Annotated in this window: 18 protein-coding genes and 2 pseudogenes; 9 read left to right on the top strand and 11 right to left on the bottom strand. The window is 61.7% G+C overall.

Annotation, left to right across the window (positions count from 1 at the left end; translation table 11 throughout):
• Positions 1-759 carry a DUF975 family protein gene (locus N5J71_RS00605; RefSeq protein ID WP_279916063.1) on the bottom strand — a complete coding sequence of 253 codons (759 nt, stop codon included), beginning with the start codon at positions 757-759 and terminating at the stop codon, positions 1-3.
• A 181-nt stretch (positions 760-940) separates the two neighbouring features.
• Here N5J71_RS00605 and sbcB point away from each other — a divergent pair, with 181 nt between their 5' ends.
• Positions 941-2389, top strand: a complete 1449-nt coding sequence (gene sbcB / locus N5J71_RS00600; protein ID WP_279916061.1) for an exodeoxyribonuclease I — start codon at positions 941-943, stop codon at positions 2387-2389.
• Positions 2390-2583: 194 nt separating this feature from the next.
• Here the strand turns inward: sbcB and mvaT are convergent, their stop codons facing one another.
• Positions 2584-2958 carry a histone-like nucleoid-structuring protein MvaT gene (gene mvaT, locus N5J71_RS00595; protein ID WP_279916060.1) on the bottom strand — a complete coding sequence of 125 codons (375 nt, stop codon included), beginning with the start codon at positions 2956-2958 and terminating at the stop codon, positions 2584-2586.
• Positions 2959-3250: 292 nt separating this feature from the next.
• On the opposite strand from mvaT, the gene purU reads away from it, so the two are divergent.
• The 3 genes from purU to N5J71_RS00580 are packed head-to-tail and all read left to right on the top strand — an operon-like array spanning position 3251 to position 4750.
• On the top strand, positions 3251-4102 hold the full coding sequence (gene purU / locus N5J71_RS00590; protein ID WP_279916059.1) for a formyltetrahydrofolate deformylase: 852 nt from the start codon (positions 3251-3253) through the stop codon (positions 4100-4102).
• 43 nt (positions 4103-4145) lie between these two features.
• Positions 4146-4568, top strand: coding sequence for a CBS domain-containing protein (locus N5J71_RS00585; RefSeq protein WP_279916058.1), 423 nt, complete (start codon positions 4146-4148; stop codon positions 4566-4568).
• Positions 4569-4579: 11 nt separating this feature from the next.
• Positions 4580-4750, top strand: coding sequence for a hypothetical protein (locus N5J71_RS00580; RefSeq protein ID WP_003462503.1), 171 nt, complete (start codon positions 4580-4582; stop codon positions 4748-4750).
• 51 nt (positions 4751-4801) lie between these two features.
• Here N5J71_RS00580 and N5J71_RS00575 read toward each other — a convergent pair whose 3' ends face one another.
• Entirely contained in the window at positions 4802-6679 is a 1878-nt protein-coding gene (locus tag N5J71_RS00575; protein ID WP_279916057.1) for a methyl-accepting chemotaxis protein, read from the bottom strand.
• Between the two features lie 155 nt (positions 6680-6834).
• Between N5J71_RS00575 and N5J71_RS00570 the strand changes: the two genes are divergently transcribed.
• Complete coding sequence (locus N5J71_RS00570; protein ID WP_279916056.1) at positions 6835-8310, top strand: helicase HerA-like domain-containing protein; 1476 nt, start codon at positions 6835-6837, stop codon at positions 8308-8310.
• A 125-nt stretch (positions 8311-8435) separates the two neighbouring features.
• Here the strand turns inward: N5J71_RS00570 and N5J71_RS00565 are convergent, their stop codons facing one another.
• Together N5J71_RS00565 and N5J71_RS00560 are read right to left on the bottom strand one after the other, a co-directional pair.
• On the bottom strand, positions 8436-8660 hold the full coding sequence (locus N5J71_RS00565) for a hypothetical protein (protein ID WP_042857343.1): 225 nt from the start codon (positions 8658-8660) through the stop codon (positions 8436-8438).
• Between the two features lie 421 nt (positions 8661-9081).
• Positions 9082-9588 carry an aldose epimerase family protein gene (locus N5J71_RS00560; protein ID WP_279916055.1) on the bottom strand — a complete coding sequence of 169 codons (507 nt, stop codon included), beginning with the start codon at positions 9586-9588 and terminating at the stop codon, positions 9082-9084.
• A 107-nt stretch (positions 9589-9695) separates the two neighbouring features.
• Between N5J71_RS00560 and N5J71_RS00555 the strand changes: the two genes are divergently transcribed.
• Positions 9696-10451: a FadR/GntR family transcriptional regulator gene (locus tag N5J71_RS00555; protein ID WP_279916054.1), complete on the top strand. Its 756-nt coding sequence runs from the start codon at positions 9696-9698 to the stop codon at positions 10449-10451.
• A gap of 7 nt (positions 10452-10458) precedes the next feature.
• Here N5J71_RS00555 and N5J71_RS00550 read toward each other — a convergent pair whose 3' ends face one another.
• On the bottom strand, positions 10459-11361 hold the full coding sequence (locus N5J71_RS00550) for an EamA family transporter (RefSeq protein WP_003462488.1): 903 nt from the start codon (positions 11359-11361) through the stop codon (positions 10459-10461).
• 215 nt (positions 11362-11576) lie between these two features.
• Positions 11577-12333: pseudogene (locus tag N5J71_RS00545) on the bottom strand (TRAP transporter large permease).
• On the opposite strand from N5J71_RS00545, the pseudogene N5J71_RS00540 reads away from it, so the two are divergent.
• Positions 12296-12688, top strand: a pseudogene (locus N5J71_RS00540) (substrate-binding domain-containing protein); the annotation flags it as partial. The pseudogenes N5J71_RS00545 and N5J71_RS00540 overlap by 38 nt on opposite strands.
• Positions 12689-12693: 5 nt before the next feature.
• Here N5J71_RS00540 and N5J71_RS00535 read toward each other — a convergent pair.
• The 3 genes from N5J71_RS00535 to N5J71_RS00525 are packed head-to-tail and all read right to left on the bottom strand — an operon-like array spanning position 12694 to position 16284.
• Entirely contained in the window at positions 12694-13797 is a 1104-nt protein-coding gene (locus N5J71_RS00535; protein ID WP_279870271.1) for a DUF1513 domain-containing protein, read from the bottom strand.
• Positions 13798-13799: 2 nt separating this feature from the next.
• Positions 13800-14861 carry an imelysin family protein gene (locus tag N5J71_RS00530; protein WP_279870270.1) on the bottom strand — a complete coding sequence of 354 codons (1062 nt, stop codon included), beginning with the start codon at positions 14859-14861 and terminating at the stop codon, positions 13800-13802.
• 10 nt (positions 14862-14871) lie between these two features.
• Positions 14872-16284 carry a di-heme oxidoreductase family protein gene (locus tag N5J71_RS00525; RefSeq protein ID WP_206407656.1) on the bottom strand — a complete coding sequence of 471 codons (1413 nt, stop codon included), beginning with the start codon at positions 16282-16284 and terminating at the stop codon, positions 14872-14874.
• A 255-nt stretch (positions 16285-16539) separates the two neighbouring features.
• On the opposite strand from N5J71_RS00525, the gene N5J71_RS00520 reads away from it, so the two are divergent.
• Together N5J71_RS00520 and N5J71_RS00515 are read left to right on the top strand one after the other, a co-directional pair.
• Positions 16540-17250: an AzlC family ABC transporter permease gene (locus tag N5J71_RS00520; RefSeq protein WP_206407657.1), complete on the top strand. Its 711-nt coding sequence runs from the start codon at positions 16540-16542 to the stop codon at positions 17248-17250.
• Entirely contained in the window at positions 17250-17579 is a 330-nt protein-coding gene (locus N5J71_RS00515; RefSeq protein WP_084340564.1) for an AzlD domain-containing protein, read from the top strand. The genes N5J71_RS00520 and N5J71_RS00515 overlap by 1 nt, the downstream gene beginning before the upstream one ends.
• A 109-nt stretch (positions 17580-17688) precedes the next feature.
• Here N5J71_RS00515 and N5J71_RS00510 read toward each other — a convergent pair whose 3' ends face one another.
• Entirely contained in the window at positions 17689-17985 is a 297-nt protein-coding gene (locus tag N5J71_RS00510; protein ID WP_241197879.1) for a putative glycolipid-binding domain-containing protein, read from the bottom strand.
• Positions 17986-18179: the final 194 nt, after the last annotated feature.

Raw genomic sequence — 18179 nt, 5'->3', positions numbered from 1 at the left:
TTAGCGAGCGGCAGGCAGTACGCCAAAAATGGTGCGATAGAGCACGCCCATGGCCACGACCATCAGCGGAATGCTCCATACCAGGCCGATGCCCAGCGGGATGGCGCTGACGATGATAATCAGACCGAGCACGATGAGCAGGCCGAAGACCTTGAACCAGTGCTGGGTAATGGCCTTGCGCGAGGCTTCTAGCGCCTCCCAGGGCGACAGGCCGCGTTCGACCACCAAGGGGATGGCCAGCAGGTAGGCGACGCCCAGGTAGATGCCGGGGATCAGCAGCAGGATCATGCCGAGGTAGATCAGCAGCATCATCACCACGGCGGTGATGATCAGTGGGACGGTGCGCCCGAAGTGGCTGAAAATTTCGTTGAAGTTCAGGGGTTGATCAGCGGCGCGGCGAATGCCGACCATGTTGATGCCGGCCATAAAGGGATAGTCCAGCGCCGAGGCCAGCAGCGAAATCAGGATCTCGCCGACGAACATCAGGGCGATGCTATCGCTCAGCGCGCCGAAGATGCCGACAACGCCGCCGAGGATGAAGGTGGCGGCCAGCAGCACCACGTAGAACACCAGAAAGCCACCGATGATGATGCCTTTGGTGCCCTTGACCTTGCTCCAGGACTCGCTCAGCAGCTCACCGATACTGAAGTCATAACCACGTGCCAGGGCTTCTTCGATACTCGGTGCATGACCTTGGGGCGACTGTTGCAGATCGCTGGAGGGGGCGGCATAGGGATTGGGGGTAATCGCGTCACTCATGGTTGCGTCCTTGTACAGAGTGTTAGAGGAGCGCCAATGCTAATGGTTACAGCATTTTTCTCAAGTGCAGTACACCTGCTCGTGCGGCGCCTGTGCGCTGGTGCATGCTTTTGCCGGCGGCAGCGAGGCCGCAGGTGAATGATAAACTGGCGGCCATTTTGTCCAGGGTATGGAGCCGCCAATGACTTCCAGCATTTTCTGGTACGACTACGAGACCACCGGTATCAATCCGCGTTGTGATCGTCCGCTGCAGGTGGCGGGCATTCGTACCGACGAGGCGCTGAACGAGATCGGCGAGCCGCTGAACATCTATTGCCGGCCCAGCGATGACATCCTGCCGCACCCGGTCGCCTGCCTGGTCACCGGTATCGACCCGCAGCGTCTGCAACAACAGGGGCTGGACGAGGGGGAATTCATGACCCGTGTGCATGCCGCGTTATCGGCGCCCGGCACCTGTGGTGCGGGATACAACAGCCTGCGCTTCGATGATGAGGTGACGCGTTACAGTCTGTATCGCAACTTCTTCGACCCTTACGCGCGCGAATGGCAGGGCGGCAACAGCCGCTGGGATCTGATCGGTCTGGTACGCACTGCTTACGCACTGCGGCCCGAAGGCATCGAATGGCCTGAGGAGGAGGGGCGCGTATCGCTCAAGCTGGAGCGGCTGACCCAGGCCAACGGCATCGATCACGGCCAGGCGCACGATGCGCTGTCCGACGTACGCGCCACCATTGGCCTGGCACGGCTGCTGCGCGAGCGGCAAACAAAACTGTACGATTTCCTCTATCAGCTGCGCAGCAAGCAGCGGGTCATGGATCAGGTTCGCCTGCTGCAGCCAGTGCTGCACGTTTCCGGGCGTTTCTCGGCGGCACGTCATTATCTGGCGCCGGTTCTGCCGCTGGCCTGGCATCCTCGCAACCGCAATGCGCTGATCGTCTGTGACCTGCAGGCCGATCCGTCGCCCTTGCTGAATCTGGATGCCGATACGCTGCGTAGTCGTCTCTACACGCGCCGTGAGGATCTCGCCGAAGGCGAGTTGCCGGTACCGCTGAAACTGCTGCATATCAACCGCTGTCCGGTGGTGGCGCCGCTGTCGGTGTTGCGTGAGGCGGATCGGCAGCGTTTGCAGTTGGACTGGTCGGTTTGTCAGCGCCATATCGACGTGTTGAAGAATGAACAGCCACTGTGGCAGGACAAGTTGGCGAGTGTTTACCGAGAAGAGGCCTTTGCAGGCAGTCACGATCCCGAGCAACAGCTGTACGATGGTTTTATCGGTGATCGTGATCGTCGTTTGTGTGAGCAGGTACGTGCCGCACAACCTGACGCATTGGCCAACAATAAAAAATGGCCGTTCGATGATGCACGACTGCCCGAGTTGTTGTTTCGTTATCGGGCGCGCAATTTTCCGGCCAGTCTGTCCGTCGCTGAGTCTCAGCGCTGGGAGGTATTCTGTCGGCAGCGTTTGAGTGATCCAGAGTTCGGTGCACCCAATACCCTGGCGCAATTTTATGCGGCAATGGAGTCGCTGCGGGTTAACTGCAGCCCCGAGCAATTGCAAGTGTTGCAGCAGTGGCAGGCCTATGCGCAGGCGTTGCAGGCGCGTTTGGCCATAAGTTCCGTAGGGATTTAAACGGTCAGGTGCTCAGGGCAATGTGCAGCGTATGAGGCGCACATCATGGCGTGCCAGAAAGAGGCCAGTGCGGAAACTGTTCGCTTGATGCGGATATTGCGCCTGCCGGAAATCGCCCTGAATAATTAGGGGCTGAAAACACCGCGACAATAAAAAACGCCAGCATGGCTGGCGTTTTGGGCATTGCGCAGGTGTTAGCCCAGCAGCGTGGCCCAGCCTTCGACGACGTCGGCGCCCCACTTGGCTTTCCACTCTTTCAGGATCTTGTGGTTGCCGCCTTTGGTTTCGATCACTTCGCCGCTGTGCGGGTTTTTGTACTGCTTGAGCTTGCGTGCGCGCTTGACGACGGCAGGTTTGGCTGCACGAACGCCTTTGGCAGTCTTGGCTTCAGGGTCGAGCAGGGCGATGATATCGCGCAGCGACTTCTGATATTCGCCCATCAGGGTGCGCAGTTTGCCTTCGAATTCCAGTTCTTTCTTCAGCTTGTCGTCTTGCGACAGGTTCTTCAGACGCTCTTGCAGTTCTTTGATGGCTTCTTCTGTGGCGCGGTATTCATTGATCAGCGACATGGATATTTACCTTGGCGTGAATAAGTCTGTGGTAGTTAATAGTGGGCCAATAATAATCAGGCGCTAATAGCAAGTAAACAGTGCGAGATAAAATGACTGCGCTGCAGTGCAACCCTTTGTGTCATTCAACGGTGAATTAAATCGGTAATGGTGAGCGCTTGTGGAAGTTTCAGTGCTGCGTAACCGCACATTATTCGACTGGGGTGACGTCGATAGGCTGGCGCCCTGCTGCAGTTTTGCGCGCATGCCGTTAGAATGCCCGGCTTTATGCGTCGCCCTTGGGGTTTTAATTATGCGTACGTTCAGATTGGTCATCTCTTGCCCTGACCGCGTCGGCATCGTTGCCAAAGTCAGTAATTTTCTCGCCACCTACAACGGTTGGATTACCGAAGCCAGTCACCATTCCGACACGCAGAGTGGCTGGTTTTTCATGCGTCACGAAATCCGTGCCGACTCACTGCCGTTCGATCTCGATGGCTTCAAGCAGGCCTTCGCGCCGATTGCCCGCGAATTCTCGATGGAGTGGCGCATTACCGATTCGGCGCAGAAGAAGCGCGTGGTGCTGATGGCCAGCCGCGAGTCGCACTGCCTGGCCGATCTGCTGCACCGTTGGCAAAGCAACGAGCTCGATTGCGAGATCCCCTGCGTGATCGCCAACCACGACGATCTGCGCAGCATGGTCGAGTGGCATGGCATTCCGTACTTCCATGTGCCGGTCGATCCCAAGGACAAGGCTCCGGCCTTCGCCGAAGTGGAGCGTCTGGTCAAGGCGCACCAGGCTGATGTCATCGTCCTGGCGCGCTACATGCAGATTCTGCCGCCGGCACTATGCGCCGAGTTCGCTCAGCGGGTGATCAACATTCATCACAGCTTCCTGCCGTCCTTCGTGGGCGCCAAACCCTATCACCAGGCCTCGCTGCGTGGCGTCAAGCTGATTGGCGCGACCTCGCACTATGTCACCGAAGAGCTGGACGCCGGCCCGATCATCGAGCAGGACGTGGTTCGGGTGACCCATCGCGACGATATCGAGGAAATGGTGCGTCTGGGCAAGGACGTGGAGAAAATGGTGCTGGCGCGTGGGCTACGCTATCACTTGGAAGACCGAGTGCTGGTGCACGACAACAAGACGGTGGTATTCGACTGACTTGCTGCATGGGCCGGCCACTGCACGAAAGAGGAGAACGCCCATGCTCAAGTCCATCAAGGTGCGCGACTACATGACTCGCCATCTGGTGACCTTCAGGTCGGATACCGATCTGTTCACTGCCATCAATCGACTGCTGGAGCACCGTATTTCCGGTGCTCCGGTGGTCGACTCCCAGGGCCACCTGATTGGCCTGTTGTCCGAGGGCGACTGCCTGCGCGGCATTCTCTCCGGCGCCTACTACGAAGCAGTCGGTGGCACCGTCAGTACCTACATGACCACCGAGGTGGAGACGGTCACGCCCGAGGCTGACATCATCGAGCTGTCGGAGCGCTTCCTGCATGGCCGGCGGCGTCTGCCGGTGATCGAGCATGGGCGCCTGGTCGGGCAGATCAGTCGCCATGATGTGCTGCGCGCAGTCAAGGAGTTCGCCCAGCATGAGCAGGGCGAGCTGAACATTGGTTGAGGGTGTTGACGATGAGCGATCCGTTGGACAAGGCCACCGCCAAGGCGCCTCCGACATTGGGCGAAGGTTGCGTGCGGCGCTACGATCCCGAAGCCCTCAGCGAGGAGGATGGCACCGATTTCGCCGAGGCGGCCGAGCTCTGGCGACAGTTGCAGGAGCAGCGGGACAATTCTGGCGCGTGATGCAATACGAAGGGCGTCCTGCAGACGCCCTTTCTTCATGCGGCTGACTGCCTAGATACGGAAGCTGTCGACCAGGTGCTTGAGGCGTACGGCCTGTTGTTCCAGGTCGTCGCAGGCGCGCAATGTCGCTTGCAGGTTTTCCACGCCTTCCTGATTCAGGGTATTGATCTCGATGATGTCCATGTTCAGTGATTCGATCACCGAGGTTTGTTCTTCGGTCGCAGTCGCTACCGACTGGTTCATGCCGTCGATCTCGCCGATGCGGGCCGTCACAGTCTCCAGGCGCTCACCGGCCTGATTGGCAATTTGCACGCTGTCTTCACTGTGGCGCTGGCTTTCGGTCATGGTGGTGACCGATTCGCGTGAACCGACCTGCAGTTCCTCGATCATCTTCTCGATTTCCTGTGCCGACTCCTGGGTGCGGTGCGCCAGGTTGCGCACCTCGTCGGCGACCACGGCGAAACCGCGTCCCGCCTCGCCGGCACGGGCTGCTTCAATGGCGGCGTTGAGTGCCAGCAGGTTGGTCTGCTGGGAGATGCTTTTGATCACTTCGAGAATCTGACCGATATCCACAGTCTTGCTGTTGAGCATCTCGATCTTGGCGCAGGCGTCGCTGATCTTGTCGGAGAGTTCGCTCATCGAGCGGATCGCCTGCTGCACCACCTTGCCGCCGTCCTCGGCCTGATGCCGTGCATCCGAGGCCCGGCTTGAGGCGTCAGCGGCGTTGCGGGCGATTTCCTGCGCGGCGGCGCCGAGTTGGTTGATTGCCGCAGCCACGCTGTTGGTGCGGCTGGACTGTTCGTCGGAGTTGGCCATCGATGAGTTGGAGGCATTGACCACCAGTTTCGCGACTTCGTTGACCTGGACGGTCGCCGAAGACACCTCGCGGATGGAGCTGTGGATACGTTCGACGAACTGGTTGAAAGAGCGCGCCAGCGCGCCAAATTCATCGTTGGACTGGATCGTCAGACGCTTGGTCAGGTCTCCTTCACCCTGGGCAATGTCCTCCATGGCCTTGCCCATGGCGGTCAGCGGCTGCATCAGCACGCGGATCAGCAAGCCGAGCAGGGCAATGATCAGTACCACGGCAATCACCGTGGCGACGATGGCTGAGGCGCGGAACTCGCTGAGCATCGCGTAGGCTTTGGCCTTGTCGATCGACAGGCCGATATGCCAGTTGACCGAGGGCAGGCCCTTGACCGGGGTGAAGGTGAGGATGCGGGTGTCGCCGTCGAGCTGCGCTTCGCTGAATTCGCTGCTGATGCGCGGGGTGTCCTGTGGATAGATCTCCTTGAGGTTCTTCATGACCAGGTCTTTGTCCGGGTGCACCAGAACCTTACCGTCGGCACTGACCAGGAAGGCATAGCCGATGCCGTCGAAATCCAGGGCATTGATGATATCGACCAGGGTTTGCAGGCTCAGATCGCCGCCGACCACGCCAGCGGGCCTGGCCGGGGTGGCAACGGTGATGATCAGCTCGCTGGTTGCTGCATCCATGTAAGGTTCGGTCAAGGTCGTGTTGCCGGCAGCCATGGCGTCCTTGTACCAGGGGCGGCTGCGCGGGTCGTAGTCGGCGGGCATCTGCTCATCCGGGCGCATGGTGAAACCGCCGCTCTCGGTGCCCAGGTAGGTAAATGCGAAGGAAGAGGTCAGCGCCTTCTGTTCCAGCAGTTTGATCACGCGCTCCTGCTCGCTGTCATTGCTGATCGACTGGGCGGCGCTTTCCACCAGCAGGATGCGCCCGGACAACCAGTTTTGAATATTGCTGGCCGTTACATTGCCCATTTCATGCAGGTAGTTCTCCAGGTCTTCGCGGATGGCATTGCGTTGCAGGTAATCGTTGTAGAGAGTGAACAGGGAAAAGGCGGCGATGACCACAAGGGATGCGGCGAGCAAAATCTTGTGGCTGAACTGCAGGTTTTTGTTCATGTTGTGTTGTATCCGGATGGCTCTGGAACCAGTCTTGTGTTCCACCATGGCGTTCTTGGGGCGCTGTGGTGGGCTGTTGCAGCAGGCAGGGTGACGTTTCGTTCTATTTTATGTCGGCATACCTGCAGTAAAGCTTTAACCCAGAGGATGGCAAGATGCCTTTGATTTCGCAGTTTGTATTGGGTGCTGGCAGTGATGGGCAGGCGGTGGGGCAACCGTTGCGCCTGGCCAACCGTCACGGGCTGATCGCGGGCGCAACCGGTACCGGCAAAACGGTGACCCTGCAGCGTCTGATCGAGACTTTCAGCGATGCCGGTGTGGCGGTATTCGCGGCCGATGTCAAAGGTGACCTGTGTGGCCTCGGCGCCGCCGGTGCGCCGCAGGGCAAGGTCGCCGAGCGTATTGCCAGCATGCCCTGGCTGAATCACCAGCCACAGGCCTACCCGGTGACCCTGTGGGATGTGCATGGACTGAGCGGCCACCCTTTGCGCACCACGCTCAGCGAGATGGGCCCCCTGTTGCTTGGTGCGCTGCTGGAGTTGACCGACAGTCAGCAGGCTGCACTCTATGCTGCCTTCAAGGTGGCGGATCGCGAAGGATTGCTGCTGCTCGACCTGAAGGACCTGAAAGCGCTGCTTGGCCATCTCAAGGACAACCCGCAGGTGCTCGGGGAAGACGCTGCGTTGTTTACCAGCACCTCGGCGCAGGCGTTGTTGCGCCGTTTGGCCGGTCTGGAGCAGCAGGGTGCCGAAGCCCTGTTCGGTGAGCCGGCGTTGCAGCTCGAAGACCTGTTGCACCCGGATCGTGATGGCCGAGGCCGCGTGCATCTGCTCGATGCCTCGCGCCTGGTGCATGAGGCGCCCAAGGTCTACGCAACCTTTCTGTTATGGCTGCTGGCCGAGTTGTTCGAGCAGTTGCCGGAGCGTGGCGATGCCGACAAGCCGCTGCTGGCGCTGTTCTTCGATGAGGCGCATCTGCTCTTTCAGGGTACGCCCAAGGCGCTGCAGGAACGTCTGGAGCAGGTGGTGCGGCTGATTCGCTCCAAAGGGGTCGGCGTGTATTTCGTCACCCAGTCGCCGGGTGATTTACCTGATGATGTGCTGGCCCAGCTCGGCCTGCGCATTCAGCATGGTCTGCGCGCCTTCACGGCCAAGGAGCAGAAGGCTCTGCGCGCCGTGGCTGATGGCTTTCGCCCGAACCCGGCGTTCAACACGCTCAGCGTACTCACCGAGTTGGGTATCGGCGAAGCGCTGGTTGGCACGCTGGAGGAAAAGGGCACGCCGGCCATGGTCCAGCGTGTGGCCATCGCGCCGCCGCAGTCGCGTATCGGCCCGCTGAGCGATGCCGAACGTGCCGCGCTGGTGCGCCAGTCATCGCTGGCGGGGCGCTATGACAAGCCTGTCGACCGCGAGTCGGCCTACGAGCTGCTCAACGCTCGTGCCGAACAGGCTCGTGATGCCGCGCCCGCCAAGGCAGCAGGAAAACAGCGGGTAGAGCCAGGGTTGGGCGATATGGCCAGCGATCTACTGGGCAGCGCCATGAAAAGTGCCTTGCGTCAGGCGGCCAACCAGCTAGGCCGGCAACTGGTGCGCGGACTGATGGGGTCGTTGATGGGGGGCAAGAAGCGCTAGAAACGGTCGTCACCCCGCGAAGGCGAGCATCCAGTGCTGTGCGGTCAGGTTCGCGGGTGTGATGCTAAATGTCGTTGTCAGCGCGTCCACTGTGGCCGGTCAGATGAACTTGGTACGGCAGGCTGTTACTGGCCGGCAGCTTCGCCAGCGGCTTCCTGCTTGTCCTGGCGTTCTTTCTCGATCTTCTCGATTTCCTTCTCGAAGGCCTGATCGAGCAGGCTGGGTTTCTTGCGCCAGGGTTTACGGTCAGGATCCGGTTGAGCGGCGTAGGTAATGACTTCTCCGCCGTAAACATCCTTGTAACGCTGCGCCTGGCGCTCAAGTTCGGCGCGCAGTTCGTCTTTCGTCACGTGTTTTACCTGTCTGTTATGAGCGATCCACACGACACGTGAAGCACCAGGCTTCACTGCAGCGGTCAGGAATCGATCAGGGGCTTTGCCTTGAGTGGCAAGGAGATGATCGTGCAAAGCGTGCGCAATCTTCTCCGTGTTCTTCGCTACTTGACTGTTTGTAACTTTATTACGAGAAAAGTTGCATGCAGCAACTATCTCGTATTATCACCAACGCCCGGCCAATGTCCAGCAATCAGCCTCTTAGCAGGCTGTTGAAAAACTATCTGCGTTGCCACTGCTGCGTTAAAAACAGGCTCGTGCGCGAGTCCGATCAAAATGCTCATTTGCAGCTCGTAAAGTCGAGCGCGACTCCGACCGTTTTTCGCCTGTTTTTGTGGGGCCGCCATCGGTATTGCATTGGCTGCCTCGCCTACGTTTTTCAACGGCCTGCTAGCGCCTGGTAATGCAAGCGCAAGTGCAGTTGGCAACTTTGTCTGTGAGCCAGTAACTGCAAGCCCGGGCGCGTTGGCAGGTGATGCGCATTGACCGGATGAGTGGCGGGCTCGAAGCAGAAGAAGTTCTGCGCCTGTGGACAGAACAACAGAAATACATCGCTGCCTTCGGCCTCGCAGACCAGTTGATAATCGGCATCCGCTTGAATGATGCGCGCCATGCCCGGCCATTGGGTAAAGGCATTGTCGACGAGTTGCTGCGGCAGCAGGGTCGGCTCTTCGAAGTTCCATGCCGGCGGCAACTCGACCCACTGACTGGACAGTTTGTCTTCAGCGCATAACCACAGCCCGGCGGCTAGCGCCTGCTCGTCGCTGTGTCGCAGCAGCGCTCGGCCATCGCTCAGGCGAGTCCTGTTGACCAGGCTGGCGCCCAGTTCTGGGGCGAGGGTCAGTTGTTTCAGGCTATCGCGCAGGGTCAGCAGGGTCGTTGGCATGTGGCGCTCCTGGGGCTATAAATGTCGGGAATTCATAGCGTCATCGTACAACTGCTGGGCTATCATGGCGGCAAAGCCACGCGTCTAAATTCGAGAATTCGTCCACCATGGATACGCAAAACGCTCAACCTCGTGCTCGTCGCAAACACCGCAGCCTGGCTCAGGAATTGGTGGCCGAGCTGTCGCAGCGCATTCGTGATGGGCTGATCAAGCGCGGTGAGAAGCTGCCGACCGAATCGGCGATCATGGAGGAACAGGGTGTCAGCCGTACGGTGGTACGCGAGGCCTTGTCGCGTTTGCAGGCTGCTGGCCTGGTGGAAACGCGTCACGGCATTGGCACCTTCGTGCTGGACACGCCCAGTGCCAGTGGTTTTCGCATCGACCCGGCGACCATCGTCACCCTGCACGACGTGCTGGCCATTCTCGAGCTGCGTATCAGCCTCGAGGTCGAGTCTGCGGGCATGGCGGCGGCGCGTCGTACCGATGCACAGCTCAAGGCCATCCGTGAGGCACTGGATGCCATCAACGAAAGTGCCGCGCATGCCAGTGATGCAGTGTCCTCGGACTTCCAGTTTCACCTACGCATTGCCGAGGCCGCCGGTAACCGTTATTTCACCGATATCCTCAGCCATCTGGGCACCAGTATCATCCCGCGGACCCGGGTCAATTCCGCCAGCCTGGCGCGTGATGACCAGAGCCATTACATGGCGCGCCTGGAGCGTGAGCACGAGCAGATCTTCGAGGCCATTGCGCGTCAGGATGCCGAAGCGGCGCGTGCGGCCATGCGTCTGCACCTGACCAACAGCCGCGAGCGCTTGCGTCAGGCGCACGAAGCGGCCGAGGCTGAAGCGCTGCACGGCTGAGCAGCCGCTAGCGGCGGTAAGCCAGCAAGACAATCCCGCCCACCACGATCAGCCCGCCGAGCACCTGCAGCGGGCCGAGCAACTGGCCGAGCACCAGCCAACCCAGCAGCATGCCGGCTACTGGTTCCATGTTCATCACCGGCGCGTTGCGGGCAATGTCCAGGCGCGGCATCAGGATGAACAGCATCGAGAACGCCGTGCCATAGAGCAGTACCAGGCAGGCCAGGGCGATCCAGCCGGCCGCCGCGTTGGGCAGACCCAGGCCGCCGGGCAGTGCACCGCTGGCACCGGCCAGGGCCGAGGCACTGAAGACCACCGCCATGGTCAGCATGCTGCGCACCCGTCCGGGCATGGCTGACAGTCGATGTTCGGTAATCCACAGCGCAACGGCGAAGACCCCCGCAGCAGTCAGGCTGAACAGTACCCCTTCGACCCAGCGCGCGTCGAGCTGAGCCTCGCCGGACAGGCGCGCCGGCACATCCAGCACCAGCACCAGACCGAACAGGATCAGGCCCATGATCATCGCGGCGCGGCCGGTTGGCGCCGCGCCACCGAGTGCCCAGGTGAGCAGAGCCAGCAGAATCGGCGAGAGGTTCACCACCAGCAATGCCAGGCCTACCGGGATGCGTACCACTGCCGAGTAGATGCAAAAGCTTTGCACCGCGATCAGCAGCCCCAGCAGCAACTGCCAGCCCCATGTGGTGCGGCTCAGGCGCAGCGAGTCACGTTGCCACAGCACCAGCGCCGCGAGTACCAGCAGGGTGCCCCCGGAGCGGAAGAGCATGGCCATCAGCAGACCGGTGTCGTGGTCGAAGGCGATGCGCGCGGCGATGTGGTTGCCAGCGAAGGAGCAGGCCAGGGTGGCGAGGATCAGCGCGGCGATATGCCGGGGGAACGGGGTTGCTGACATGGCAGGGCGATACGTCCTTATAAAGCGAGAGCCGTCAGGCGGCGGCTCGGGGTGAATGAAGCGGCCCCGCACGCGGGGCGGTGAATCATAAGGTGCGATCTCGCGAGCTAGAGCCCTACAAGGCAAAAACAGGCGAGGAAGCGGAGTGTACTTTTGTACATGAGCATTCCAAGCCTGTTTTTACGCAGCAGGGCCGACACGCAGCAGATCGTAAATCAGAGCACGACGCTCGGCAGCCACAGCGAGATGGCTGGAATGTAGGTCACGGCCATCAGCACCATGAACAGCGCGGCGTAGAAGGGCAGCAGTGCCTTCACGGTGTTCTCGATGGTGACCTTGCCGATTGCAGCGCCAACGAAGAGTACCGCACCTACCGGTGGCGTGATCAGTCCAATACCTAGGTTGACCAGCATGATCATGCCGAAGTGTACCGGGTCTACACCGAAGGAGGTCACCACCGGCAACAGGATCGGGGTGAGGATCAGGATCAGCGGCGCCATGTCCATCAGCGTGCCCAGGGCCAGCAGCATGAAGTTGACGCACATCAGGATCACGTAGCGGTTGTCCGAGAAGGTCAGGAACGCGGTGGTGATCTTCGATGGGATCTGCATCAGGGTCATGATGTAGCCGAACGCGGCAGCGAAGGCGATGAGGATCATCACGATCGACAGCGTGCGCACCGTGCGGTGCAGCATCTTCGGCAGTTCACTCCACTTGTAGTCGCGGTAGATGAACATGGTCACGAAGAAGGCCCAGATCACCGCGACGGCAGCCGACTCGGTGGCAGTGAACACTGCCTGAGAGAATGCCGCCGAGGATGATGACCATGGTCATCAGGCCCCACAGTGCTTCCACGCAGATCTTCAGCGCCTGGCGCAGCGGAATCACTTCGCCCTTGGGGTAGTTGCGCTTCTTGGCGAACCACAGGCAGGCGCTGCAGGGCCATGTGAGAGCTCCCGTGGCAGCGCAGATCCTGCCTGCACCGGCGACCTTGGCGGTCGGCCGCGAAGGTCTTGCGCGTCTGCTGCAGGAAGATGTGGCCGGCGAAGTGGTGGTCTGCAGTTCCGATACGGTGGCGCAAGGCGTGTTGGCCGAGGCGCTCAGCCGTGGCCTGCGCATTCCACAAGATCTTGCCGTGATGGGGTTCGGCGACCTGTCCAGCGCGGCGCACACTTACCCGCCGTTTTCCACCGTGCGGGTGGATGGGCCGCGTATCGGCTGCGCCATCGTCGATGCGCTGCTGGCGCGTATTGCCGAGCCTGCAGCGGCGCGCCAGCCGCTGCGCCTGGACGTGGGGTTCGAACTGATCGAGCGCGGCAGCGCCTGAGCCTTTCAGGCCAGGCGCAGGTGGTTGTCCCACAAGCCGGCCGGTAGCTGCAGGGCGTTGGTGACGATGCGCTCGCCGCGGCAATCGTACAGGCGACAACGGCCTTGGCCCGAGGTCACCACGAAACCATCGGCCACCGCACCGACACCTGCGCAGTCCGGCAGCGGCACGTCCAGGCGCACCTGTGCACTGTCCAGATCCCAGATGAAGAAGCGGTTGCCGCGCGGTGCGGTCATCGCCAGCAGGCGCAGCTCGTCATGGATCGCCACGCTGGCGGTGTACTGGTTCATCGCCGCACGCTGCGGCTCGCCCAGGGCGAACGGCTGGAAGGGCTGACCGGGGCGTTTGATCGCCAGTAGCGGCACTTGATCGTGCAGGTCGCCCATGTACTGCTGGCCGCTGACCACCGTGCCGTCGCGCGCGACAGCGAGGTGGCGGATGCTGTTCTGCTGGTCGGCCAGATACTCCTGGCTGACCAGGCTGCCGTCGCGCTGCATCAGCACCAGGCTGGCCTGCATGGCATCGAGATTCATGTCGACGCGACTTTCCGCTTCGGTGCGGATGCCGCCGTTGGCCACCACCAGGGTTTCGCCATCGGGCATCCACAGCAGTTGGTGCGGGCCTACGCCGTGGCTGCTGTGTTCAGCCGCGCGCAGCAACTGCTCACCCTGCAGGCGATAAACGCCAATGACGCCACGGCCTGGCTCGGTGGTGTCGTTCTCGGTGGCGTACAGCCACTCGCCGCCCTTGTGGAATACCGCGTGGCCGTTGAAATGACGCCCGGCCGGCGAGCTCAGCGTATGCAGCAGGCGGCCGTCGCGGGTGTCGATCAGGTAGCTCTCGGTGCTCGGCCGGCGACCGACGAACAGGGCCATCGGCAGGGCGGGGTGCGGCACCACATCGTGGCAGCGTTCGTTCACTGGTGTGGCGAAGGCGCGCTGACCATCGAGGCGATAGCCGACGGCGTAGTGGTTGCCGTCGCCGTCGTCACGGGCTGACAAGAGCAACGGCTGGCCGGATGGGCCGAACAGCGTCCAGCCACCGAAGGCGCCCGCCGCCGCCAGGCTGGCAGCGGCTGCACTGAGGCCGAGGAAGGCTCTGCGTTGCATGCTCAATCCCCGTCGTGGGCATTGAAGCCGATCTGCACGTCGAGCGCCTTGGCCAGTTCGCTTTCCTGCAGGCGGTGCAGGCGATTGAGGCTGTCGTACAGCTCGTTCAGGGCGGTGCGCCCAGCTTCATCGGCGAGCAGCTCACCCAGGGGACTGTCGAGTGCGGCCAGGCGCTGACGGGTGTCCTGGTAAGCGGCGTCGATGCGTTTTGCCAGGTCGGCCTGGTCGTCGCCCAGTAGCGATTGAATGCCATCACGGTTGCTGCCGTGCCACAGCAGTTCGGCATTGGCCAGCGCCGCACCCTGGTTGGCCAGGCTGGCGGCACTGCGCCAGGCTTCGGCCTGGTAAGGCTGGGCGATGCCCTTGCTCTGGCGGCCCATCGGCGCGCCGAGTTTCTTCTTCAGGCCATCCAGGGCGCTGACCTGTACGCGCAACAGTTCGGCGATCGCTTCGTTGGCGTCGGCGTAGCGCTCGTTGGGGAATGTCTTAAGCTGTTCGGCCATGCCAGATTTGGCCTGCCATTCGCCGACGATCTGCGCCGCCAGTGCCTGCTGGTGTTTGCCGATGGCTTGCAGCAGTGGGCAATAGCGCGCTTTCTGTTCGGCCTGGGCGAGGTCCAGATTGGGGTCGAAAAGAATGTATTCGTAGGCGGTCAGGCCCTGAACCACCACGCTGGCATTGGACAGGTCATCCGCGCTCAGCTGCGGCTTGTTCTTCAGCAGGGCTTCGACCTGGCGCTGCACCAGGTTCTTCTTGTCCGGCCAGAACTGAATCTGCCAGGCGCGGTTGCCTTCGGCCAGCGGCCCGACCAGCAACGGCTGCAAGCCGGCCCAGGCACTCTGGGCGCCGAGAAAGGCCTGGCGAGCAGTGCTCAGATCGACGTTACCGGCGCAGAAGGCTTCGGCATTCACGGCCAACTGGCGATCGGCTTCCTGCCAGCTGCTGTAGGCCGGCAGCAGCACGCCATCGGTCAGCGCTGCGCTGACCTTGGCTTTCGGGTCCTGCTGGCCGCAGCCGACCAGGGCCAGGCCGAGCAGAGAGGCGATCAGGGTTTTGTGCAACATCGCAGGCTCCTTAAAGAGAATTCAGGAAGGCGAGCAGCGCTGCTCGCTCATCGCTATCGAAACGCAGCACCTGCTGCTTGGCCGCTTCGGCCTCGCCACCGTGCCAGAGAATGGCTTCCAGCAGGTTACGGGCACGGCCGTCATGCAGGAACTGAGTATGGCCATTGACCGTTTGCGTCAAACCAATGCCCCACAGCGGCGCCGTGCGCCATTCGCGACCGCTGGCGAGAAACTCCTCGCGGCCATCGGCCAACCCGTCGCCCATGTCATGCAGCAGCAGGTCCGTATACGGCCGGATCAATTGGCTGGCCAGTTCCGGCTCCGCCGCATCGGCCGATGTGGTGAAACTGGGGGTGTGGCACTTCTGGCAACCGGCCTGGTGGAACAGGCTCTTGCCCTTGAGCACGTCAGGCGAGTCGACGTCACGCCGTGCCGGCACGCCCAGGTTACGGCTGTAGAACAGCACGCTGGCGAGGATGTTGTCGCTGACTTCCGGTTCGCCGCCATGGGGCGCGGCCAGGCAATCGGTTTGCGCCGTGGTGCAGTTGTCGTGAGGGATCAGCGAGCTGGTCAGGCCCATGTCATTGGCGAAGGCTTCGGCATTTTGCTGATTGAGGTTGGGTTGGCCAGCCTTCCAGCCGAAGCGGCCGAGCACGCTGCGCTGCTGGGCGCGATCCCAGACCATATTGGGACGACCGGAAATACCATCGCCATCGGCGTCATCCGGATCGGCGCCGGCCAGGATGTCTTCTTCGGTGATGGCTTCGAGCAGGCCGAGGCCGATCATCGGCGGGGCGATGCGTGCCGAGAACCGGGTGTCGGGGTGCATGTCGCCGTAACCGAGCTGGCTGATGACCAACTGCGGCTTGCGCAGCTCCACCTGCGTGCCGTCGGCGAAGCGCACCGGCACGCTGCTGTAGATCACGCGTACCTTGCCTTCGGGGGTAACACCGGGGTTGGCCATGTCCTGCATCTGGGTGCCGTAGGTGGGCTCGGCGACCACGCCCTGTTGGATCAGCACCTCGGCATGCTCCGGGCCGGCCGGTATCGACAGACGCACCAGCATCGAAGTGGCGCTGACCGCATCTGGCCCCGGTGGATGGCCGCGACCGTCCTTGATATGGCAGTTCTGGCAGGCATTGGTATTGAACAGCGGGCCCAGGCCATCGCGCGCTGTGGTGGTGGCTGGCGCCGTGACCCAGGGATTACGGAAGAAGCTGTTGCCCACGGCGAAATCCAGGCGACGGCTGGGTGCGAGGTTCGCCGAAGGCAGGGAGAAGGCGTTTTGATCGAACTTGCGTACCGTCGCCGCACCGGCCGAGAGATGTTCGCCAGGCTCTGCCAGGGTGAATTCAGGCTGCTGTTCGCAAGCGATCAAAGACAGGGTCAGAAAGGGCAGCAGGCAGCGCTGGAGCGGCGACATCGAGGAACAATCCGAACTGGCAGGGAAGCGGGGCGCCAAGATTAGCAGGCTAACGGAATTTAAATAAGATGGATTAGCGTTATCTAGACGCGGCCAGAGGTCGCGGGGTATGCCGGCATCATTCCTTCCCTGCCATCAGCTTCTTCGATTATCTATGCAGTGGCTGCGGCTTCAGAGAGTGGTGCTGATTGAGAGCAAGAACGTTCAAGACCTCCCTGGGGCGTTTGGCTAAGATCGCCTGCCCAAGGAGGTTCCATGTCCCGTCATCACGAATTCACCCAAGGCGCCCGCGATATGCTGCCGATGCTGCTCGGCGCCATTCCCTTCGGCATCATCTTCGGCAGCCTGGCTGGTGCTGCAGGGCTCGATGTCTGGCAAACACTGGGTATGTCCGCGCTGGTGTTCGCCGGCTCTGCACAGTTCATCGCCATCAGCCTGTTGGCTGGTGGCGCCGGTATCGCCGTGGTTCTGCTGACCACTCTGGTGGTCAATCTGCGCCATGCCTTGTACAGCGCCAGCATGCAGCCCCACGTCCGCCATCTGCCCAAGCGCTGGCGCGTGCCGTTGGCCTTCGGCCTGACCGATGAGGCCTATGCGGTGGTGGTGCAGCGCTATGCGCGGGGTGACCAGGGCACCTACCGCCATTGGTACTTTCTCGGCGCGGCCCTGGCCATGTACTGCAACTGGCAGCTGTGCACGCTGGTCGGCGTGCTGTTCGGCCAGGCGGTGCCAAATATCGGTGAGTGGGGGCTGGATTTCGCCATGCTGGCGACCTTCATCGGCATCGTCGTGCCGATGTTACGTAACCAACCACAAGTGGCGGCCGCCCTGGTGGCGGGCGCCGTGGCGCTGCTGTGCCATGCCTTGCCCTACAAGCTTGGGCTGATGGCTGCTGCGGCCAGTGGCATCGTCGTCGGCGTGTGGTTGGAGCGGCGTAATCCGGCGTTGCAGGAGGAGTTGGTCTGATGGATATCTGGTTGCTGATTCTGGGCATGCTGGCGATCACCTTCATCACCCGCTACAGCCTGTTTGCCTTCCCTGATCTGCGCTTTCCGCCGCTGATCAGGCAGGGGCTGCATTACGTGCCGACTGCAGTGCTGACGGCCATTGTGGTGCCCGGCATGCTGATGCCGGACGGACAGTCCTGGATGCTCAGCTGGAGCAACGCCTACCTGCTGGCAGGTGTGGCGGCCATTGCTATCGCGGCGTTCACGCGGCACTTGCTGGCGACCATCGGTGGGGGATTGCTGGTGTTCTTTCTGCTGCGCTGGGCGTTCGGGCAGTTACCGATCTGAGTGGCGCGTGCCTTGGCTTTGCGTAGGGTGCGTTGCGCGCACCAGACAAATACCGCCGTATTCACAGTGTGCGTGGCGCACCCTACCGGGGAGGATCGCTGGAAGCCCGCTACACCAGCGCGCTGACCTTGAGCTCGCGCTGGCTCAGGCGCAGGTACTGTTCGTCTGCCTTGAGCAGCAGCGCCTGGTCGTCGACGCTCAGTTCTTCATGAGCATGACCTTCGGCCTGGCTGCGGTAGAGGCTTTCACCGGGGCGGCGGCGCAGGCATTGGTAGCGCTGCTGGCGTGGTTCCACCTTGAAGCTGAGCATGTCGATATAGGCGACCTGCATCTCATCACTCTGCCCGGTCTCCAGCGCACTGCGTTGCAGGGCTGGGGTGTGGATGAAGGGCGAGGCCGAGAGCATGACATGTTGGCATTGCTGCAGATCGGGACGCGGTACGCCATCGAGCAGCCAGTTGCCGCACAGATGATGCTGTTGCCCTTGATGACCTGCATGAGGTGGCTGGTGGCGTGAATGCCATTGGCATCCTGACTCAGACGCAGCGTTTCCACGCCGGGGGTGTGCCTGGGTTTCCAGACCAAGGTTTGCTGCATCGG

This window comes from Ectopseudomonas oleovorans (assembly GCF_029845265.1).
In the GTDB taxonomy this organism is placed as follows: Bacteria; Pseudomonadota; Gammaproteobacteria; order Pseudomonadales; family Pseudomonadaceae; genus Aquipseudomonas; species Aquipseudomonas oleovorans.
Note: the sequence above shows the minus strand (reverse complement) of the source record. Positions and strands in the feature narration are given on the sequence as shown.